16 protein-coding genes are annotated in these 16,310 nt (G+C 68.1%); 10 read left to right on the top strand and 6 right to left on the bottom strand.

Annotation, left to right across the window (positions count from 1 at the left end; all coding sequences use genetic code 11):
* Positions 1-7 precede the first annotated feature (7 nt).
* Together ABIE65_RS11715 and ABIE65_RS11710 are read right to left on the bottom strand one after the other, a co-directional pair.
* The gene (locus tag ABIE65_RS11715; RefSeq protein ID WP_354077877.1) at positions 8-919 is read right to left on the bottom strand and encodes an LLM class flavin-dependent oxidoreductase; all 912 of its coding nucleotides are present in this window, start codon (positions 917-919) and stop codon (positions 8-10) included.
* Between the two features lie 64 nt (positions 920-983).
* On the bottom strand, positions 984-1,235 hold the full coding sequence (locus tag ABIE65_RS11710) for a hypothetical protein (RefSeq protein WP_354077876.1): 252 nt from the start codon (positions 1,233-1,235) through the stop codon (positions 984-986).
* Between the two features lie 240 nt (positions 1,236-1,475).
* On the opposite strand from ABIE65_RS11710, the gene ABIE65_RS11705 reads away from it, so the two are divergent.
* The 3 genes from ABIE65_RS11705 to ABIE65_RS11695 all read left to right on the top strand — a co-directional run bounded on the left by ABIE65_RS11705 (position 1,476) and on the right by ABIE65_RS11695 (position 4,277).
* Complete coding sequence (locus tag ABIE65_RS11705) at positions 1,476-3,263, top strand: tetratricopeptide repeat protein (RefSeq protein ID WP_354077875.1); 1,788 nt, start codon at positions 1,476-1,478, stop codon at positions 3,261-3,263.
* Between the two features lie 123 nt (positions 3,264-3,386).
* A complete protein-coding gene (locus ABIE65_RS11700; RefSeq protein ID WP_354077874.1) occupies positions 3,387-3,692 on the top strand; it encodes an Lpp/OprI family alanine-zipper lipoprotein in 306 nt (101 codons plus the stop codon).
* Positions 3,693-3,704: 12 nt separating this feature from the next.
* The gene (locus tag ABIE65_RS11695) at positions 3,705-4,277 is read left to right on the top strand and encodes a L,D-transpeptidase family protein (protein ID WP_354077872.1); all 573 of its coding nucleotides are present in this window, start codon (positions 3,705-3,707) and stop codon (positions 4,275-4,277) included.
* Positions 4,278-4,289: 12 nt separating this feature from the next.
* Here the strand turns inward: ABIE65_RS11695 and purN are convergent, their stop codons facing one another.
* Entirely contained in the window at positions 4,290-4,940 is a 651-nt protein-coding gene (gene purN, locus ABIE65_RS11690) for a phosphoribosylglycinamide formyltransferase (protein ID WP_354077871.1), read from the bottom strand.
* Positions 4,925-6,031 (bottom strand): phosphoribosylformylglycinamidine cyclo-ligase, encoded by a 1,107-nt coding sequence (gene purM, locus ABIE65_RS11685; protein WP_354078009.1) that lies wholly within the window; start codon positions 6,029-6,031, stop codon positions 4,925-4,927. The genes purN and purM overlap by 16 nt, the downstream gene beginning before the upstream one ends.
* Before the next feature lie 47 nt (positions 6,032-6,078).
* Between purM and ABIE65_RS11680 the strand changes: the two genes are divergently transcribed.
* Genes ABIE65_RS11680 through ABIE65_RS11660 form a run of 5 tightly spaced genes read left to right on the top strand, consistent with a single transcriptional unit; the run spans position 6,079 to position 10,452 of the window.
* On the top strand, positions 6,079-7,314 hold the full coding sequence (locus tag ABIE65_RS11680; RefSeq protein ID WP_354077870.1) for a hypothetical protein: 1,236 nt from the start codon (positions 6,079-6,081) through the stop codon (positions 7,312-7,314).
* The gene (locus tag ABIE65_RS11675; protein ID WP_354077869.1) at positions 7,311-7,859 is read left to right on the top strand and encodes a CDP-alcohol phosphatidyltransferase family protein; all 549 of its coding nucleotides are present in this window, start codon (positions 7,311-7,313) and stop codon (positions 7,857-7,859) included. The genes ABIE65_RS11680 and ABIE65_RS11675 overlap by 4 nt, the downstream gene beginning before the upstream one ends.
* A complete protein-coding gene (locus tag ABIE65_RS11670) occupies positions 7,859-8,983 on the top strand; it encodes an AI-2E family transporter (protein WP_354077868.1) in 1,125 nt (374 codons plus the stop codon). The genes ABIE65_RS11675 and ABIE65_RS11670 overlap by 1 nt, the downstream gene beginning before the upstream one ends.
* Positions 8,980-9,663: an HdaA/DnaA family protein gene (locus ABIE65_RS11665; protein ID WP_354077867.1), complete on the top strand. Its 684-nt coding sequence runs from the start codon at positions 8,980-8,982 to the stop codon at positions 9,661-9,663. The genes ABIE65_RS11670 and ABIE65_RS11665 overlap by 4 nt, the downstream gene beginning before the upstream one ends.
* A 9-nt stretch (positions 9,664-9,672) precedes the next feature.
* Positions 9,673-10,452 (top strand): SDR family oxidoreductase, encoded by a 780-nt coding sequence (locus ABIE65_RS11660; RefSeq protein ID WP_354077866.1) that lies wholly within the window; start codon positions 9,673-9,675, stop codon positions 10,450-10,452.
* 26 nt (positions 10,453-10,478) lie between these two features.
* On the opposite strand, the gene glpK is transcribed toward ABIE65_RS11660, so the two are convergent.
* Positions 10,479-11,957: a glycerol kinase GlpK gene (gene glpK / locus ABIE65_RS11655; RefSeq protein WP_354077865.1), complete on the bottom strand. Its 1,479-nt coding sequence runs from the start codon at positions 11,955-11,957 to the stop codon at positions 10,479-10,481.
* 86 nt (positions 11,958-12,043) lie between these two features.
* On the opposite strand from glpK, the gene glpD reads away from it, so the two are divergent.
* Complete coding sequence (glpD, locus tag ABIE65_RS11650) at positions 12,044-13,561, top strand: glycerol-3-phosphate dehydrogenase (RefSeq protein WP_502918524.1); 1,518 nt, start codon at positions 12,044-12,046, stop codon at positions 13,559-13,561.
* Positions 13,562-13,590: 29 nt separating this feature from the next.
* Here the strand turns inward: glpD and ABIE65_RS11645 are convergent, their stop codons facing one another.
* On the bottom strand, positions 13,591-14,088 hold the full coding sequence (locus tag ABIE65_RS11645; protein WP_354077863.1) for a SixA phosphatase family protein: 498 nt from the start codon (positions 14,086-14,088) through the stop codon (positions 13,591-13,593).
* Between the two features lie 40 nt (positions 14,089-14,128).
* On the opposite strand from ABIE65_RS11645, the gene ABIE65_RS11640 reads away from it, so the two are divergent.
* Entirely contained in the window at positions 14,129-16,306 is a 2,178-nt protein-coding gene (locus ABIE65_RS11640; RefSeq protein WP_502918523.1) for an RNA degradosome polyphosphate kinase, read from the top strand.
* Positions 16,307-16,310 lie beyond the last annotated feature (4 nt).

Below are 16,310 nucleotides of genomic sequence, written 5' to 3'. Positions count from 1 at the left end.
GTCTCCCTCAGCCGGTGAACGTGTCGAAGGATTCCTGGATCGCCTTCATCTGGTTTCCCGCGGCCGAGGAGGGGACGATGATCGGCGTGCGGATGCCGGCGTCGTACCACTTCGCCAGTTCGTCGCGCACCTTGGCGGCCGGTCCGAACATGGTGACGTCGGCCAGCCAGCGGTCGCTGAGATGCTTGGCCACGTCGTCGGTGCGTCCTTCCGCGATGGCCTTCTCCACGCCCTCCATCTCCTCGACATAGCCCGCCTCCTTCCAGTAGGCGCGATAGTTCGGCAGGTGGGCGTAGCTGGTGAGCGTCCGGCGGTTCACGGCCTTGGCCGCCTCGACGTCGTCCGAGATGCAGGTCGGGATCATGCAGCCGATGAAGAAGTCGGGGTCGCTGCGCTTCGCCTCCGGCAACGCTGCGAGCGATTCCGCCATGTGCGAGCGCGCGCCGTTGGCGAACACCATGCCGTCGCCGACCTCGCCGGCCAGCGCGATCATCTTCTTGCGCATGGCGGCGAGGATCACCGGCGGCAGCTTGCCGATGCGCTCCACCTTGCGCAGCCGCTCGACGAAGGCGCGCGTGTCGGCGAGCGGCTTGCCGGCCTGCAGGCCCATGCGCGCCAGGCTCGGTGCATGGCTGATGCCGATGCCGAAGCGGAAGCGTCCGTCGGAGACTTCGTGGGTGAAGGCCACCGTCTGGGCGTAGTCTTCGGGCGGCCGGGTATAGATCGGCGCGATGGCCGTACCGAAAGGGATCGTCTTCGTCGCGAAGGCGAGCGCCTCGGTCAGCGCCATGCCGCCGAAGCCGCTCGGGCAGTAGATGCCGGCGAAGCCGCGGCGCTCCATCTCGCCGGCCGTTTCCAGGGTGGCCTTGCGGCGTCCGGGCACGGCGGCGAGGCTGATGGCGGGCATGGTCAGGGGCATTCGGGGTTTCCTTGTCGAAAGTCTTCATTGTAGTGCGCGGCGCGATTTTGCGCCGTGGGGCAGGTCAGCTCGTGATCCGCTTCCAGTAGGTGTCCTTGGTCGGGATCTTGCGGAACTCGTAGCGGTCGTAGCCGCGGTGGTTGAGCACCTCGCCGGCGTCGCCCTTGCCATCTACCCGCCGCTCGTCGCGCTCCGGGCCGCGCGCCGTGCGGAAGGTGCAGTCGCCGATGAAGAAACTCATGATCCTGTCGACGTCGCGGCTGTTGAACGGGTCGTTGATCTGCTGGAGCAGATCATCCGTGACCTTTCCGCTCATGTCGTCAACTCCTCGGACAGCTCGACCGCGACAAAGCTTAGTCGTGCCCGCCGAAGGCGTCCATGCAGGGGCCCAACAATGGTCGTCCGCGCGCTTGGGGGAGAGAGCACGATCCTTCGCCGATCGACGCGACCGGATTCTCTTGCGGAATCACGCATCGGGTGTGACCCTGACTGCAGGCGCATGCCTTCGGGCATGAGAGTGTCGATCCGTCCGTCAATATGAAGCGGAGGTTCCACCATGCGTCCTGCAACAATCGGTACTGCCGTTGCCCTGTGCACGATTGCGCTTTCCGGGACAAGCGCGTCGTGGAACACGGCGGGAGATCCTGCATCCTTCGCGGTTCCGCCGCCGCCATTGGGGGCGAAAGCGATCTGTCTGGCTGCTGCGCCGACCGAGACGAAGCCTTTCGCGGTCGAACCCGCCCGCGCGGCCGAGCGGCTCTGGTTCCTGCGACCGGACCTGTCGCCCCCGTCGCTCATGGACGGCCTCGGCGATCACGGCTACCCCGTCACTACGTCGAGCGAAGAGGCCCAGCGCTTCTTCGACCAGGGCCTGAACCTTGCTTACGGGTTCAACCACGCGGAGGCCGCACGGGCCTTCAGGCACGCCCAGAAACTGGATCCGGCGTGCGCGATGTGCTTCTGGGGCGAGGCGTACGTGCTCGGCCCCAACATCAATGCACCCATGGCACCGGAGGCGATCGCGCCCGCCTACGCCGCTGCGCAGCGCGCGCTCGCGCTGGCGGACAAGGCCACACCGCACGAGCAGGCACTGATCGCCGCGATGGCGAAGCGTTATGCGCCCGCCGCCGCCGATCGGCGCCCGCTGGATCGCGCTTATGCCGACGCCCTGGCGGCGGCGGCGGCCCGCTTCCCGGCGGATGCCGAGATCGCCGTCCTCTACGCCGAAGCGTTGATGGATCTCCAGCCCTGGGACTACTGGGAGAAGGATGGGGTTGCGGCGAAGGGCCGGATCGCGGACGCGGTGGCGAGCGTCGAGCGGGTGCTTCGCGACAATCCGCGGCATCCGGCGGCCATTCACTTCTACATCCATCTGGTGGAGGCGTCAGATCGGCCGGAGCGGGCGGAGCGTTTCGCCGACGCCCTGCGTACGCTGGTGCCGGCTGCGGGACACCTGGTCCACATGCCGTCGCACATCTACTATCGGATCGGCAGGTTTGCGGACTCTCTCGATGCGAACCGCAAGGCGGTCGCGGCGGATGAGGCCTACATCGCCGGATCGTCGCCGCAAGGCCTCTATCCGGGCGCCTACTACCCGCACAACATTCATTTCCTCATGACGTCCGCGCAGATGGGCGGCGACGGCGCCACCGCGGTGGCCGCGGCGGAAAAGCTCGCAGGCACGCTCGACGATGCGATCGTGCGGGCGGTGCCGTGGATGCAGGCAGTCAAGCAGGCGCCGTACTTCGCGCATGCGCAATATAGTCCGCCAGAGGTGATCATGGCGGTGCCCGATCCCGGCGACGGGTTTCCGTTCGTCCAGGCGGCTTGGTACTATGCGCAGGGGATCGCGCTGTCGTCGTCAGGAGACGTGGCCGGCGCCCTGCGACAGGCTGACGCGATCGCAGCGATCGAGAGCCGCCACAAGGGTCCTCTGGCGGAACTCGAGGCCGGCGGGCTTCCGACAGGCGCGGTCCTTGGGATTGCGCGCTTGGTCGTGACCGCACGAGCGGCCCGCGCGCAGGGGGACTTGGCCACGGCCCGAGATGCGCTCGCCCAGGCGGTCGCCCTCCAGGACGGCATCGCCTACATGGAGCCGCCCTTCTGGTACTACCCGGTCCGCCAGTCGCTCGGCGCGGTTCTGCTGGAGTCCGGCGACGCGAAGGCGGCGGAAGCGGCGTTTCGTGGGGCGCTGGTGCAGTCCCCGAACAACAGCTGGGTGCTCTACGGCCTCCGCGAAGCCTTGCGGCAGCAGGGACAGGCGGCGGGAACTGCGGAACTCGACAGGCGTTTGGGGCAGGTCTGGATCGGGCCGGACCGATCGCTCGATCTGAAGCGACTGTAGGTCCGTCGGACGTCGTCGGGGCGACCCGGCAAGAGCCTTGCGCCGGTCACGGGCCATCGGCACACTCCGGCGCGCCGAAGTCGTCGCGCGGAGCGACACAACTTGAAGGACGGATCGAATCTGATGATCGCCAATCGCCGAATTGTTACGCGAGTCATGGGGCCAATGGCCGCGATCGCACTCCTCGCCGGTTGTGCCGGCCTGGGGGACGAGGACAAGAAGATGGTGTCCGACACCCGCGCCGCCGCGCAGTCGGCCCAGGCCGAAGCCGCCGCCGCACGGCGTGAGGCGTCCGAGGCGCGGGCCATCGCACAGCGTGCCGCGCAATCCGCGGAGCAGTCGGCCCAGGCGGCCGCCCAGGCCGCGGCGCGGGCGGACGAGGCCAACGAGCGCGCCAACCGCATGTTCTCGCGTTCGCTCCGCAAGTAGTTCGGGCCGCGCGTGATCAGGACGCTCCTTCTCGGCCTCGTCCTGATCGCCGCGGGGTGCGCGCCGGCCATCGACCCCGGGCCGGCGCCCCTATCGCCGCCGCCCGCTCCCGTGGCCGCGCCGGTGCTCGTGCCGCCGTCGCCGCCGAAGGCGACGCCGCGCAAGGCGGAGAGCGTGCTCGTGGTCAAGTCGAAGCGCGAGTTGCATCTCATCCACGACGGCGAGCCGTTCCGGACGTACAAGGTGGCTCTCGGCGCGCAGCCGACCGGCCACAAGGAGCGTCAGGGCGACAACAGGACCCCGGAGGGGCAGTATGTCCTCGACCGCCGGAACCCGGGCAGCCGCTTCTACAAGTCGATCCACGTCTCCTACCCGAACGCGGACGACCGCGCCTTGGCGCGTGGTCGCGGGGTCGATCCGGGTGGACTGATCATGATCCACGGGCTGGCGCCGGAAATCCGTGACCTGGGGCCGGATCACCGGCTCTGGGACTGGACAAACGGCTGCATCGCGGTGACCAACCGCGAGATGGACGAGATCTGGGCCTTTGTCGACATGGGGACGCCCATCGAGATCCGCCCCTAACCGGCGGCTCCGTCAGCCTGGGCTGACCAGAAAGTCCTCATTGGCCGGCGCATCGGCCACCAGAGCCCTTGCGCCGCTGATCCTTACGCGTCCCTCGGCGATCCAGCGAACCGCCTGCGGATAACAGCGGTGCTCAGCCTGGAGCACGCGCGCGGCGAGCGTCTCGGCCGTGTCGTCCTGAAGGACCGGGACCGCCGCCTGCACGATGATCGGGCCATCGTCCATCTCGGCACGGACGAAGTGCACCGTGCAGCCGGTGAAGCGCACGCCCGCTTCCAACGCCTGTTCATGTGCATGCAGGCCCCGGAAGGACGGCAGCAGCGAGGGGTGGATGTTGATGAGCCGGTCGTGCCAAGCCTCGACGAACTCGGGGCTCAGCAGGCGCATGAAGCCGGCGAGGCAGACCAGATCGACGCCGGCCGCGACGAGCGCCGCCGTCATCGTCGCGTCGAACGACGCGCGGTCGGGGTGGCCGCGGTGACTGAGGACGCAGGTCGGGATGCCCGCCGCCTCGGCACGCGCGAGACCGGCGGCGTCGGCTTTGTTCGAGACGACCAGCGCGATCTCCGCCGGCCAGTCACCCGCCGCAGCGGCGTCGATCAATGCCTGGAGGTTGGAGCCGCGCCCCGAGATCAGAACGCCGAGCTTCAGCCGTCGCGCCAACGGTCCAGCCCCTCGATCCGGACGACCGGTGCGGCGTCGCCGGCACCCGCGCCGACACGGCCGACGCGATGCGCCGTTTCGCCGGCCTGCGCGAAGGCGGCGATGACGTCGTCGACCCGATCTGGTGCCACGACGGCGAGCATGCCAAGCCCGCAGTTGAAGGCGCGCGCCATCTCCTCCGGCGCCACCTCGCCCGACTGCATCAGCCAACGGAACACCGGCGGGAGATCCCAACTGCCGGCATCGAGTTCGCCGACAAGGCCCTTGGGCAGGACACGCGGCAGATTCTCGACGAGCCCGCCGCCGGTGATATGCGCGAAGGCGCGCACGCCACCGGCCGCGAATGCGGCGCGAGCCGCGGCGACGTAGATTTTCGTCGGCGTCAGAAGGACCTCGCCGAGGGAGCGGTCGTTCGCGAAGGGAGCCGGGGCCGAATAGTCCAGCCCCAGATCGGAAACCACCCGACGCACCAGGGAGAAGCCGTTCGAATGGACGCCGCTGGAAGCCAGTCCCAGAACGACGTCGCCGGCTTGTGCCGCGGTGCCCGTCAGCGCGCGCTCGCGCTCCACGGCGCCGACGGCAAAACCGGCCAAGTCGTATTCGCCGTCGGTGTACATCCCCGGCATTTCAGCGGTCTCGCCGCCGACCAGGGCGCATCCGGCAATGCGGCAGCCTTCCGCTATGCCCTTCACCACGTCGGCGGCCACGTCCACGTCCAGCTTGCCGCAGGCGAAATAGTCGAGGAAGAGCAGCGGCTCCGCCCCTTGGACCACCAGGTCGTTGACGCACATCGCCACGAGGTCGATGCCGACCGTGTCGTGTTTGCCGGTAGCGAAGGCGAGGCGCAGTTTCGTGCCGACGCCGTCGGTGGTGGACACCAGTACGGGGTCTTTGAAGCCGGCGGCCTTGAGGTCGAAGAAAGCGCCGAAGCCGCCCAGGGCGGCGTTGGCGCCGGGGCGGGCGGTGGCGGCGGCGAGCGGCTTGATGCGCTCGACCAAGGCGTTGCCCGCGTCGATGTCGACGCCCGCTGCTCTGTAGGTCCGGAGTGTGATGCTTTCCTCCCCCGACCGACTATCGTATGTAGAGTGCAGTTTCCGGCGACGGCCGGCGGAACATACCGAATCCGAGGCGCATTGCAATGACCGAGGCAGGCCGCAGAGGCGGCCTCGCGCAGGCTATCCGGGGCGCCATCGCCCTGATCGCCATGTGCATCCTGGCCACGAACACCGCCTCCGCGGAGGATCCGTATCTCGTCGAGCGTGTCCCGGTCGAGGTGACGGCGGCCAATGCGGTCGAGGCACGCGAGAAGGCGCTCGACGAGGCGTACAGCAAGGCGTTCGACCTGTTGGTCGAGCGGATGGGGGCCACGCGTCCGCGCGGCATCAACCCCGCCGACCTGTCGCAGTCGATCGAGATCGCCAACGAACGCGTCACCTCGGTCCGCTATGCCGCTCAGGTGACCGTGCAGTTCGATCCGCGCCGCGTGAACGCGGCCCTGGGGCGCCAGTCCGATCCGGCCTATGTCGGCGCCGGCGGCTATGGTGCCCAGTCGAGCGGTCCTGGCGGGACGTCGGGAGAGTCGATGCCCGTGGGGACGCGCATCCTTGTCCTCCCCGTCTATGAATGGTCCGGCTCGCGCATCCTGTGGGAGACGTCGAATCCTTGGTATCAAGCCTGGAGCCGGTCCGAGCCCAACATCCTGACCGGCCAGGCGTCTCTCCCGCCGGGCAGCGGGGACGACCGGAACCTGACGGCGGACCAGGCGCTCGCCGGCGACCGGACGGCGCTGATGCGGATCGCCCGCGACCGTGGGGCAGAGAATCTGATCGTCGTCCTCGGACGATATCAGGTCGATTTTGCCGCGGGTCAGCCCTCGTTCGACGTGACTGCAGCCGGCTACGGGCCGCAGCTCGACGGACGACGGCTGAGCGTGCGGGTACCGGGTGACCCGAACGACTTCGTCGACGATCTCGCGAAGAAGGCGGTGGCGGCCACGGTCGCCAAGATCGGCGAGGAATGGCGGCCGGGCACGGCGCCGGCGGCGAGCTCGCCGGGCGATAAGCCCTTCCGGCCCTCCGGCCCGGAGCGGGACATCCTCGTGACCGCGGCGCTCGCGGGACCGGCCGATCTCTCCAGGGTGCGCTCCACCATCGGCGGACTGCCCATGGTGACGCGCGACCAGCTGGTGTCGCTGTCGCGCAGCCAAGCCGTGCTTCGCGTCCACTATGCCGGCGACACGGACCTGCTGCGCACGGCCATCAGCGATGCCGGCTTCGCCGTGTCGACTGCGGCGGAAGGCTGGCTCGTCAGCCCGAGCGGGGCGGCGGCGAGTCTGCCAGTGAATCAATCGCCCCGGCTTCCGCCCGGTCGTTGAACCTCCCCAATCTGATCAGCCTGAGCAGGCTGCTGAGCGTACCGCTCCTGGTCTGGCTCATCGTCTCCGGCTACATGGCGTGGGCATTCTGGCTCTTCGTGCTGGCCGGCGTGTCCGATGCGATCGACGGCTGGATCGCCAAGCGTTTCGACCTGCGCTCCACGCTCGGCGTCTTTCTCGACCCGATCGCCGACAAGGTCATGCTGGTCAGCGTCTACCTGGCGCTGGGTTTCCAAGGCTACCTACCGTCCTGGCTCGTCATTCTGGTAGTGTCGCGCGACATGCTGATCGTGGGCGGCGTGCTCCTGACTTATGCGCTGTCCGACAGCCGGCCGCATGTCGCGCCCCTGTGGATCAGCAAGCTGAACACTTTCATGCAGATCCTGCTGGCGGCGCAGCTGCTCGCCATGGTCGGCCACGGCATACCCGACCGCGAGGTCACGTTGGTGATGTGCTGGATCGTGGCGGCCACGACGTTCGCCTCGGGTGCCGCCTATCTGTGGCGCTGGACACGCGGTGCCACTGCCATCGAGGACGAGCAGTGATGAAGCGCGACATCAGCGCCGGTACCCAGGTGAAGATCTGGCTCGGCGTGGCTGCGGCGCTCATCATCTTTCTGGTCGTCTTCCAGAGCATCCTGCTGCCGTTCGTCGCGGGACTGGCGCTCGGCTACTTCCTCGATCCGCTGGCCGACAGGCTGGAGAAGTGGGGGGTTCCGAGGGCGGTTGCCGCGATCACCCTCCTGATCGCCTTCCTGCTGGTCATGGTGGGAATGCTGCTGCTGCTGCTGCCGCTGCTGCAGGCCCAGGTCGCGGAACTGGTCGCCAAGCTGCCAGACTACGCGGCCCGCATTCAGCAGGGGGTTGCCAATCTCGCCCATATGGTCGAGGCGAGCCTCTCGCCAGACGACATGGCGAAGCTGCGCGAGGGCGTCACGGCCTATGCCGGCACGGCCCTCGGCTGGCTCGCCGGGATGCTCCAGAGTCTCGTCGGCGGCAGCCTCGCCTTCTTCAACTTGATGGCGCTGCTGTTCGTCACCCCTGTCGTGGCTTTCTACATGCTGCGCGACTGGGACACGTTCGTCGGCGCGATCGACCGGCTGCTGCCGCGCCAGCATGCGGACACCGTCCGGGAGCAGGCTCGCAGGGTCGACAACACTCTCGCCGGGTTCCTGCGCGGGCAGGCGACCGTGTGCATTCTGCTCGGCCTGTTCTACGCCATCGGCCTGACGCTGGCGGGGCTGGACTTCGGCTTCACCGTGGGGCTCATTTCGGGCCTGATCTCGTTCATTCCGTATGTGGGAAGCCTCTTCGGGCTCGTCGCCAGCCTGGGGCTGGCGCTGATCCAGTTCGATTCGTGGCTCCACATCGGAATCGTCGGCGCGATCTTCGTCGCGGGGCAGGCGATCGAGGGGAATGTCCTGACCCCGATCCTAGTCGGCGACCGTGTCGGGCTTCACCCGGTCTGGGTAATCTTCGCGCTGTTCGCCGGCGCGTCGCTCCTCGGCTTCCTGGGCATGCTGATCGCCCTGCCGGTCGCGGCGGTGATCGGGGTCATGGTGCGCTTCGCGATCGACCGTTATCTGCACAGCCCGCTCTACGGCGACACGCCCGGCGCCGATCCGAACGATCCGATGCCGCTCCGCGCAGCGCGGGAAGACGGAGAATGAGCCCGCAACTGACACTTCACCTCGGGCATCGTATCGCGATGTCGGCCGAGGACTTCCTGGTCGCCGACAGCAACGCCGCGGCCGTGGCGTGGATCGACCGCTGGCCGAACTGGCCGGGGCCGGCGCTGGTCCTGACCGGACCGCCGGGCTGCGGCAAGACCCACCTGGCGCAGGTCTGGCAGGCGCGGTCGTCGGCGGCACTGGTTCCGGCGACGGCGCTCGGCCGCGCCGACCCGGTTCAGATGCTCGGAGGCCGCATCCATTGCGTCATCGAGCGGCCCGACCTGGGCGTGCACGAACTGGCGCTGCTGCATCTCTACAACATCATGCGCGAGCGGGGCGGGAGCCTGCTGCTGACGGCCGAGCAGCCGGTGGCGCGCTGGAACATCGCGCTGCCGGACCTGCGGTCGCGGCTGCTTGCCGCCGCGTCGGTGGCCGTGCTGCCGCCCGACGACCTGCTGATGGCCGCGATCATCGCCAAGCTGTTCGACGACAGGCAGGTGCGCGTCGGCCAGGACGTGTTCGACTATCTGATCGCCCGCATCGAGCGCTCCTTCGCGGCGGCGCAGAGGGCAGTGGAAGCACTCGACGCGGCATCGCTGGCGGGGCAGCGGCCGGTAACCGTGGCCCTGGCGCGCGCCGTGCTGAACATGCAGGCTGGCATCACGGACGAAGACTAGGAGAGCAGGATGGATCTCGGACTGAAGGGCAAGAAGGCGATCGTCGAGGCGGCCAGCAAGGGGTTGGGCAAGGGCTGCGCCCTGGCGTTGGCCGAGGAGGGCGTCGACCTCGTCATCAACGCGCGCACCGAGAGCGAACTGATTGCGACCGCCGAGGAGATCGCCAAGGCGACGGGCGTCACCGTTACCCCGGTCGTGGCCGACGTCACCACCCCCGAGGGGCGCAAGGCGATCCTCGCCGCCTGTCCGAATCCGGACATCCTGGTGACGAACGCGGGCGGCCCACCGCCCGGCAACTTCCGGACCGACACGCGCGAGCGCTGGCTCGCGGCGCTCGAGGCGCAGTTGCTGTCCCATGTCGAGGTGATCACGGCCGTCGTCGACGGCATGGCGGAGCGAAAGTTCGGCCGCATCGTCAACATCACCTCCGGCACGGTGAAGATCCCCTATGCCGGCCTGGGGCTGTCGACAGCGGCCCGGCTGGCGCTCACCGGTTTCACGGCGACCATCTGCCGCGAGTTCGTCGACCGGAACGTGACGATGAACGGCATCCTGCCCGGCCCGTTCGAGACGGACCGTCTGCGCGGCAATTTCGAGTTCGCGTCCAAGCAGACCGGCAAGAGCTACGACGAACTCTACGAGCAGCGGCGGCTGGCGAACCCGGCGAAGCGCTTCGGCACGACCGAGGAGTTCGGCAAGACCTGCGCCTTCATCTGCAGCGTGCATGCCGGCTTCATGACCGGGCAGAATATCCTGCTCGACGGCGGAGCCTACCCCGGCAACTTCTAGCGTCCGGTCGCGCCGGTCCGGCGGCGTCAGCGGCTCCGGACCCGGCCGACCGCCGCGTGCCAGCCGGCGAGATGCCCGTCGCGCCGAATCGCGGACATAGCGGGCTCGAAGCCCCGGTCGCGGCGCCAGCGCGACGCGATGTCGTCCAGAGAGCCGTAGACGCCGGCATGCAGTCCGGCGAGGCAGGCGGCACCGAGGGCGGTCGTCTCGGTTACCATCGGGCGCTCGACCCGCGCCTCCAGCATGTCGGCCAGGAACTGCAGCAGCCATCCGTTGCCCGCCATGCCGCCGTCGACGCGGATCAAGGCCGGATGTGAGACGCCGTCGGCGACCATTGCGTCGATCAGGTCGCGGGTCTGGTAGGCCACCGCCTCCAGGCTGGCGCGCGCGATCGCGGCGGCGCCCGCATCGCGGGTCAGCCCCAGGATCGCGCCGCGAGCGTCGGCGTCCCAGTGGGGCGCGCCGAGCCCGGTGAACGCCGGGACGACATAGACGCCGCCGGTATCGGCCACGCTGGCGGCCATCGCCTCCGTCTCGGCGGCATCGCGGATCAGGCGCAACTCGTCACGCAGCCATTTCACGGTCGTGCCGGCGTTGAAGATGCTGCCTTCGAGCGCGTAGGTCGTGCGCCCGCCCAGCCGGTACGCGGGTGTCGTCAGCAGGCGATGGCTGGACCGGATCAGCTTGTCGCCCGTGTTGAGGACGAGGAAGCAGCCGGTGCCATAGGTGCTCTTGATGCTGCCCAGGGTGAAACAGGCCTGCCCGACGGTGGCCGCCTGCTGATCGCCCGCGACCCCGCAGATCGGCAGCGGACGGCCGAGCAGCGCAGTGGCTGTGCTGCCGAAGTCAGCGGCACTGTCGAGCACTTCAGGAAGCATGGCACGGGGGATGCCGAAAATGCGCAGCAGGTCCTCGTCCCAACCGTGCACCTCGATATCGTAGAGCAGGGTGCGGGCGGCGTTGGTTTCGTCGGTGACGTGCCGCCCGCCGGTCAGGCGCCAGAGGAGGAAGCTGTCGACGGTTCCGAACGCGAGGTCGCCGCGGCCGGCGCGTTCGGCCGCGCCGGGAACGTTGCGCAGGATCCATTCGACCTTGGTCGCTGAGAAATAGGAATCGAGGACGAGGCCGCTCCTGGCCTGCACCAGCGGCTCGATTCCCTCCGCCACCAGTTCGCGGCAGCGGTCGGCGCCGCGGCGGTCCTGCCAGACGATGGCGGGGTGGACGGCCTCGCCCGTATCGCGGTCCCAGACCACGGCGGTCTCGCGCTGGTTGGTCAGGCCGATGGCGACGATTCTGTCGGCGCCAGCCTTTTCGGCCGCGGCACGGGCGGTGCGTTCCACAGTCCGCCAGATCTCCTCCGGATCGTGTTCGACCCAGCCCGGGTGGGGGTAGTGCTGCGTCAGTTCTTCCTGGGCCGTTGCGAGAGCGTGTCCGTCCGCGTCGAAGACGATCGACCGCGTGCTGGTCGTACCCTGGTCGATCGCGAGAAGAAGTGGTCCGGCCATCTGTGGTTTCCGTTTTTTCCGCCGACGGGCGAGACTATCTCATCATGCTTGGCGTGGGGCACCCGCATGTGGATCCGGGAGCGGCGGTGACGGACGAACTCTACGACCTGCTGGTCATCGGCGGGGGTATCAACGGTGCCGGTATCGCACGCGATGCGGCCGGGCGTGGCCTCAAGGTCCTGCTTTGCGAGAAGGGCGACCTGGGTGGCGCTACCTCTTCGGCGAGTTCGAAGCTGATCCACGGTGGTCTGCGCTATCTCGAGTACTACGAGTTCCGTCTTGTGCGCGAGGCGCTCCAGGAACGCGAGGTGCTGCTGCGGCTCGCGCCGCACATCGTCTGGCCGATGCGCTTCGTGCTGCCGCACGCGGCGCATCTGCGACCGGCCTGGATGATCCGCACCGGCCTGTTCCTCTACGATCACCTCGGTGGGCTGAAGCGGCTTCCCGGTAGCAGAGGCCTGGACCTCCGTACGGCGCCGCAGGGTCGGCCGCTGCGGCCGGAATTCGGTCGGGGCTTCGAGTATTCGGACTGCTGGGTCGAGGATTCGCGCCTCGTCGTCCTCAATGCCCGCGATGCCGAGGAGCGTGGCGCGGTGGTACTGACGCGGACGGCGGCCACCGCGGCGCGTCGGGTGGACGGGCTATGGGAGGTCGATCTGGCCGGGGCGGTTCCGCGAACCGTACGTGGCCACGCGCTGGTCAACGCCGCGGGGCCATGGGTTACCGAGGTCCTGGGCAAGGTTGCCGGCTCGAACCGCGCCGTCGGCCTGCGCATGGTCAAGGGCAGCCATATCGTCGTGCCGCGCCTCTATGACGGCACGCAGGCTTACATCCTGCAGAACGCCGACCGGCGCATCGTCTTCGTGATCCCCTATGAGCGCGACTTCACGCTGATCGGGACGACCGACGTGCCGTTCGAGGGCGATCCGGCGTCGGTCGCGATCGCCGACGACGAGACCGATTATCTGCTCGGGGTCGTCAATGCGCATTTCGCACGGCCGGTCGGCCGCGAGAATATCGTCTGGACCTATTCCGGGGTCCGGCCGCTCTACGACGACCGCAGCAGCAACGTCTCTGCGGTGACGCGCGACTATGTCTTCGATATCGAGGGCGGAGAAGGGCAGGCGCCGCTCCTGTCGATCTTCGGCGGGAAGATCACGACCTACCGGCGTCTGGCCGAGCACGCGCTGGACAAGCTGTTGCCGCTTCGGGGGATCGCCGCGACCGCATGGACGGGTACGGCACCGCTGCCTGGCGGCGACATGCCCGGGGCGGATTTCGAAGCCTACCTGGCCGACTTCTCCCGGGAGCATGCCTGGCTGCCCGCCGCCCTGGCGCGGCGCTACGTGCGCGCCTACGGCACGCGCACGTCCAAGTTGCTGGGCGGCGCAACGAACATGAACGGGCTGGGTGCCGATCTCGGCGGCGGCCTCCATGAGGCCGAAGTGGACTATCTTCGCCGTGCCGAGTGGGCGGTGTCGGCCGAGGATATTCTGTGGCGCCGCTCCAAGCTCGGCCTGCACGTGCCGCCGGAGACCGTGGCGCGCCTCGCCGGATGGCTCGACGGACGGCGCTTCGACAGGACGCCGGTTCGGAGCGCCTGAACTTGGAAGCCTGAGTTCAAGACCTCAGTTCAGGGCGCCCGGCCGGCGGGGGTGACGACGACGTCGCGGAGGTCGGCGGTGCCGGGCGCCCAGTCCTCCGACGAAAAGTCGAAGACGGCGATAGTCGCCGTGGCGAACGATCGGATGGCCGGCTGGCCGCGACTCCTCGCCAGTGCCATGGCCAGCGAACCGATGCCCGGGTTGTGTGCGACCACCAAGACGGTCGCCGTGTCCGATGCTTCTGCACGAAGCAGGGCGAGAATCGTTTCCGCATCGGCATTGTAGAGGTCGGGTTCGGGCCGCATGTCCGGCGCCTCCGGCAGTTCCGCGGCCAGAGCGGCGAATGTCTGCTGCGTGCGTCGGGCGGTCGAGACGAGTGCGACGTCCGGGACGATGCCGCGCCGTGCCAGGGCCCGTCCGGCCGCCGTCGCCTGAACCAAGCCGCCCGGCGTCAGCACTCGATCGTGGTCGCCGCCCGACGAAGCAGGTGCCGCTTCGGCATGTCTCATCAGAAGCAAGGTTCGCATGGACCGGTTCGTCTCGTCGTCACATCCACCATGGTATAGCATGGGAAACAGCGTGCTTCATGCCGGAGGAACCGTGACTACGGCGCCCAAGACGAAGGCCAAGCCGGCCGAGGCCCGGCCGTCCGACAAGCTGATCAACCGGGAACTCTCCTGGCTCGCCTTCAACGAACGGGTTTTGGGCGAAGCGCGGAATCCGCGTCAGCCCCTGTTCGAGCGGCTGCGCTTCCTGTCGATCTCGGCGAGCAATCTCGACGAGTTCTACATGGTGCGCGTCGCCGGTCTGCGTGCCCAGGTCGAGGCGGGTGTCACGCTGCCCAGTGACGACGGCATGACGCCGGTGCAACAGCTCGCTGCGATCAAGGAGCGGACGAGCCGGCTGATGCAGGACCAGCAGGACTGCTGGAAGGACCTGACGCGCGAACTGCGCGCCGCGGGCGTCGCCGTTCTCGATCCCGAGGAATTGTCCTCCGAAGAGCGCGAGTGGCTGCGCTCGCGCTTCATGGAGGAGATATTCCCGGTTCTCACGCCGCTGGCGGTGGATCCGGCGCATCCCTTCCCGTTCATTCCGAACCGAGGCTTCTGCCTCGCACTGCAGCTTCGCCGTGCCGAAGACGGCAAGACGATGGACGCGCTGTTGCCGTTGCCGCTGCGCATCGAGCGCTTCGTGCGCCTGCCCGGCAACACCATCCGCTTTATCGCGCTCGAAGAACTGATCGGCATGTTCCTGGACCGGTTCTTCCCAGGCTTCGACGTGCTGGGAAAGGGCTATTTCCGGGTCATCCGCGACAGCGAGATGGAGATCGACGAAGAGGCGGAGGACTTGGTCCGCACCTTCGAGACCGCGCTGAAGCGGCGCAAGCGCGGCCATGTGGTGCGGCTGGCCGTCAACGGCTCGATGCCGGAGAGCCTGTTCCGCTATGTCGGGCGCGAACTCGATGCGATCGACGCCGACACGCTCGTGCTGAAGGGGCTGGTGGGGCTGGCCGACACTTCGCAGATCATCGTCAGCGAGCGCGCCGACCTGCTGTTCCCACCGTACAAGGCGCGGTTTCCGGAACGCATCCGCGATCACGGCGGCGACTGCTTCGCGGCGATCCGGGCGAAGGATTTCGTCGTCCATCACCCGTATGAGAGTTTCGACGCCGTCGTACGCTTCCTGCAGCAGGCGGCGCAGGATCCGAGCGTCATCGCCATCAAGCAGACGCTGTACCGCACCAGCAACGATTCGCCGATCGTCAAGGCGCTCATGGAAGCGGCCGAGGTGGGCAAGTCCGTGACGGCGCTTGTAGAACTGCGGGCGCGGTTCGACGAGGAGGCCAACATCCGCTGGGCGCGGGACCTGGAGCGCGCCGGCGTCCAGGTCGTCTATGGCTTCCTTGACCTGAAGACGCACGCCAAGGTGTCGCTGGTCGTGCGGCGCGAGGCCACCGGAATCCGCTCCTACGCGCATTACGGGACCGGCAACTATCATCCAGTGACCGCCAAGATTTACACCGACCTGTCCTTCTTCACCTGCGACCCGGCGCTCTGCCGGGATGCCGCGCGCATCTTCAACTACATGACCGGGTATGCGAAGCCGGAGACGCTGGAGCGGATCGCCGTCGCGCCGCTGACGCTGAAGTCGACGCTGCTGCGGCTGATCGGCGAAGAGATCGAGCATGCGAAGGCCGGCCGGCCCGCCGCCATCTGGGCGAAGCTGAACTCGCTGGTGGACGTCGAGATTATCGAATCATTGTATAGGGCCAGCCAAGCCGGCGTTCACGTCGAACTGATCATCCGCGGGATCTGCTGCCTTCGCCCGGGGATTCCAGGTGTTTCCGACAATATCCGGGTCAAGAGCATCGTCGGGCGGTTCCTCGAGCACGCCCGGATCGTGTGTTTCGGGGCGGGCCACGGCTTGCCTTCGCCGGACGCGAAAGTCTATCTCTCCTCTGCGGACTGGATGCCGCGCAACCTGCATCGGCGGGTGGAATCGCTGGTCCCGATCGAGAATGCGACCGTCCATCGTCAGGTTCTCGACCAGATCATGATCGCCAACCTGAAGGACGAGGCGCAGAGCTGGATACTCAACGCGGACGGCAGCTACGATCGGGTGAAGGCGGGGCCGGACGGCTTTTCCGCGCACCATTATTTCATGACCAATCCCAGCCTCTCCGGCCGTGGCAGCGCCCTGGAACGGGAGGGGCCTGCCCCGAGGCTCGTCCTGACCGAGAGCTGACGGG

This window comes from Constrictibacter sp. MBR-5 (assembly GCF_040549485.1).
Classification (GTDB): Bacteria; Pseudomonadota; Alphaproteobacteria; order JAJUGE01; family JAJUGE01; genus Constrictibacter.
Note: the sequence above shows the minus strand (reverse complement) of the source record. Positions and strands in the feature narration are given on the sequence as shown.

Coding starts and splice junctions, on each gene's coding strand:
- ABIE65_RS11715 (WP_354077877.1), bottom strand. CDS start 919: ATGCCCCTGACCATGCCCGCCATCAGCCTCGCCGCCGTGCCCGGACGC.
- ABIE65_RS11710 (WP_354077876.1), bottom strand. CDS start 1,235: ATGAGCGGAAAGGTCACGGATGATCTGCTCCAGCAGATCAACGACCCG.
- ABIE65_RS11705 (WP_354077875.1), top strand. CDS start 1,476: ATGCGTCCTGCAACAATCGGTACTGCCGTTGCCCTGTGCACGATTGCG.
- ABIE65_RS11700 (WP_354077874.1), top strand. CDS start 3,387: ATGATCGCCAATCGCCGAATTGTTACGCGAGTCATGGGGCCAATGGCC.
- ABIE65_RS11680 (WP_354077870.1), top strand. CDS start 6,079: ATGACCGAGGCAGGCCGCAGAGGCGGCCTCGCGCAGGCTATCCGGGGC.
- ABIE65_RS11670 (WP_354077868.1), top strand. CDS start 7,859: ATGAAGCGCGACATCAGCGCCGGTACCCAGGTGAAGATCTGGCTCGGC.
- ABIE65_RS11665 (WP_354077867.1), top strand. CDS start 8,980: ATGAGCCCGCAACTGACACTTCACCTCGGGCATCGTATCGCGATGTCG.
- ABIE65_RS11660 (WP_354077866.1), top strand. CDS start 9,673: ATGGATCTCGGACTGAAGGGCAAGAAGGCGATCGTCGAGGCGGCCAGC.
- glpK (WP_354077865.1), bottom strand. CDS start 11,957: ATGGCCGGACCACTTCTTCTCGCGATCGACCAGGGTACGACCAGCACG.
- ABIE65_RS11645 (WP_354077863.1), bottom strand. CDS start 14,088: ATGCGAACCTTGCTTCTGATGAGACATGCCGAAGCGGCACCTGCTTCG.
- ABIE65_RS11640 (WP_502918523.1), top strand. CDS start 14,129: ATGGGAAACAGCGTGCTTCATGCCGGAGGAACCGTGACTACGGCGCCC.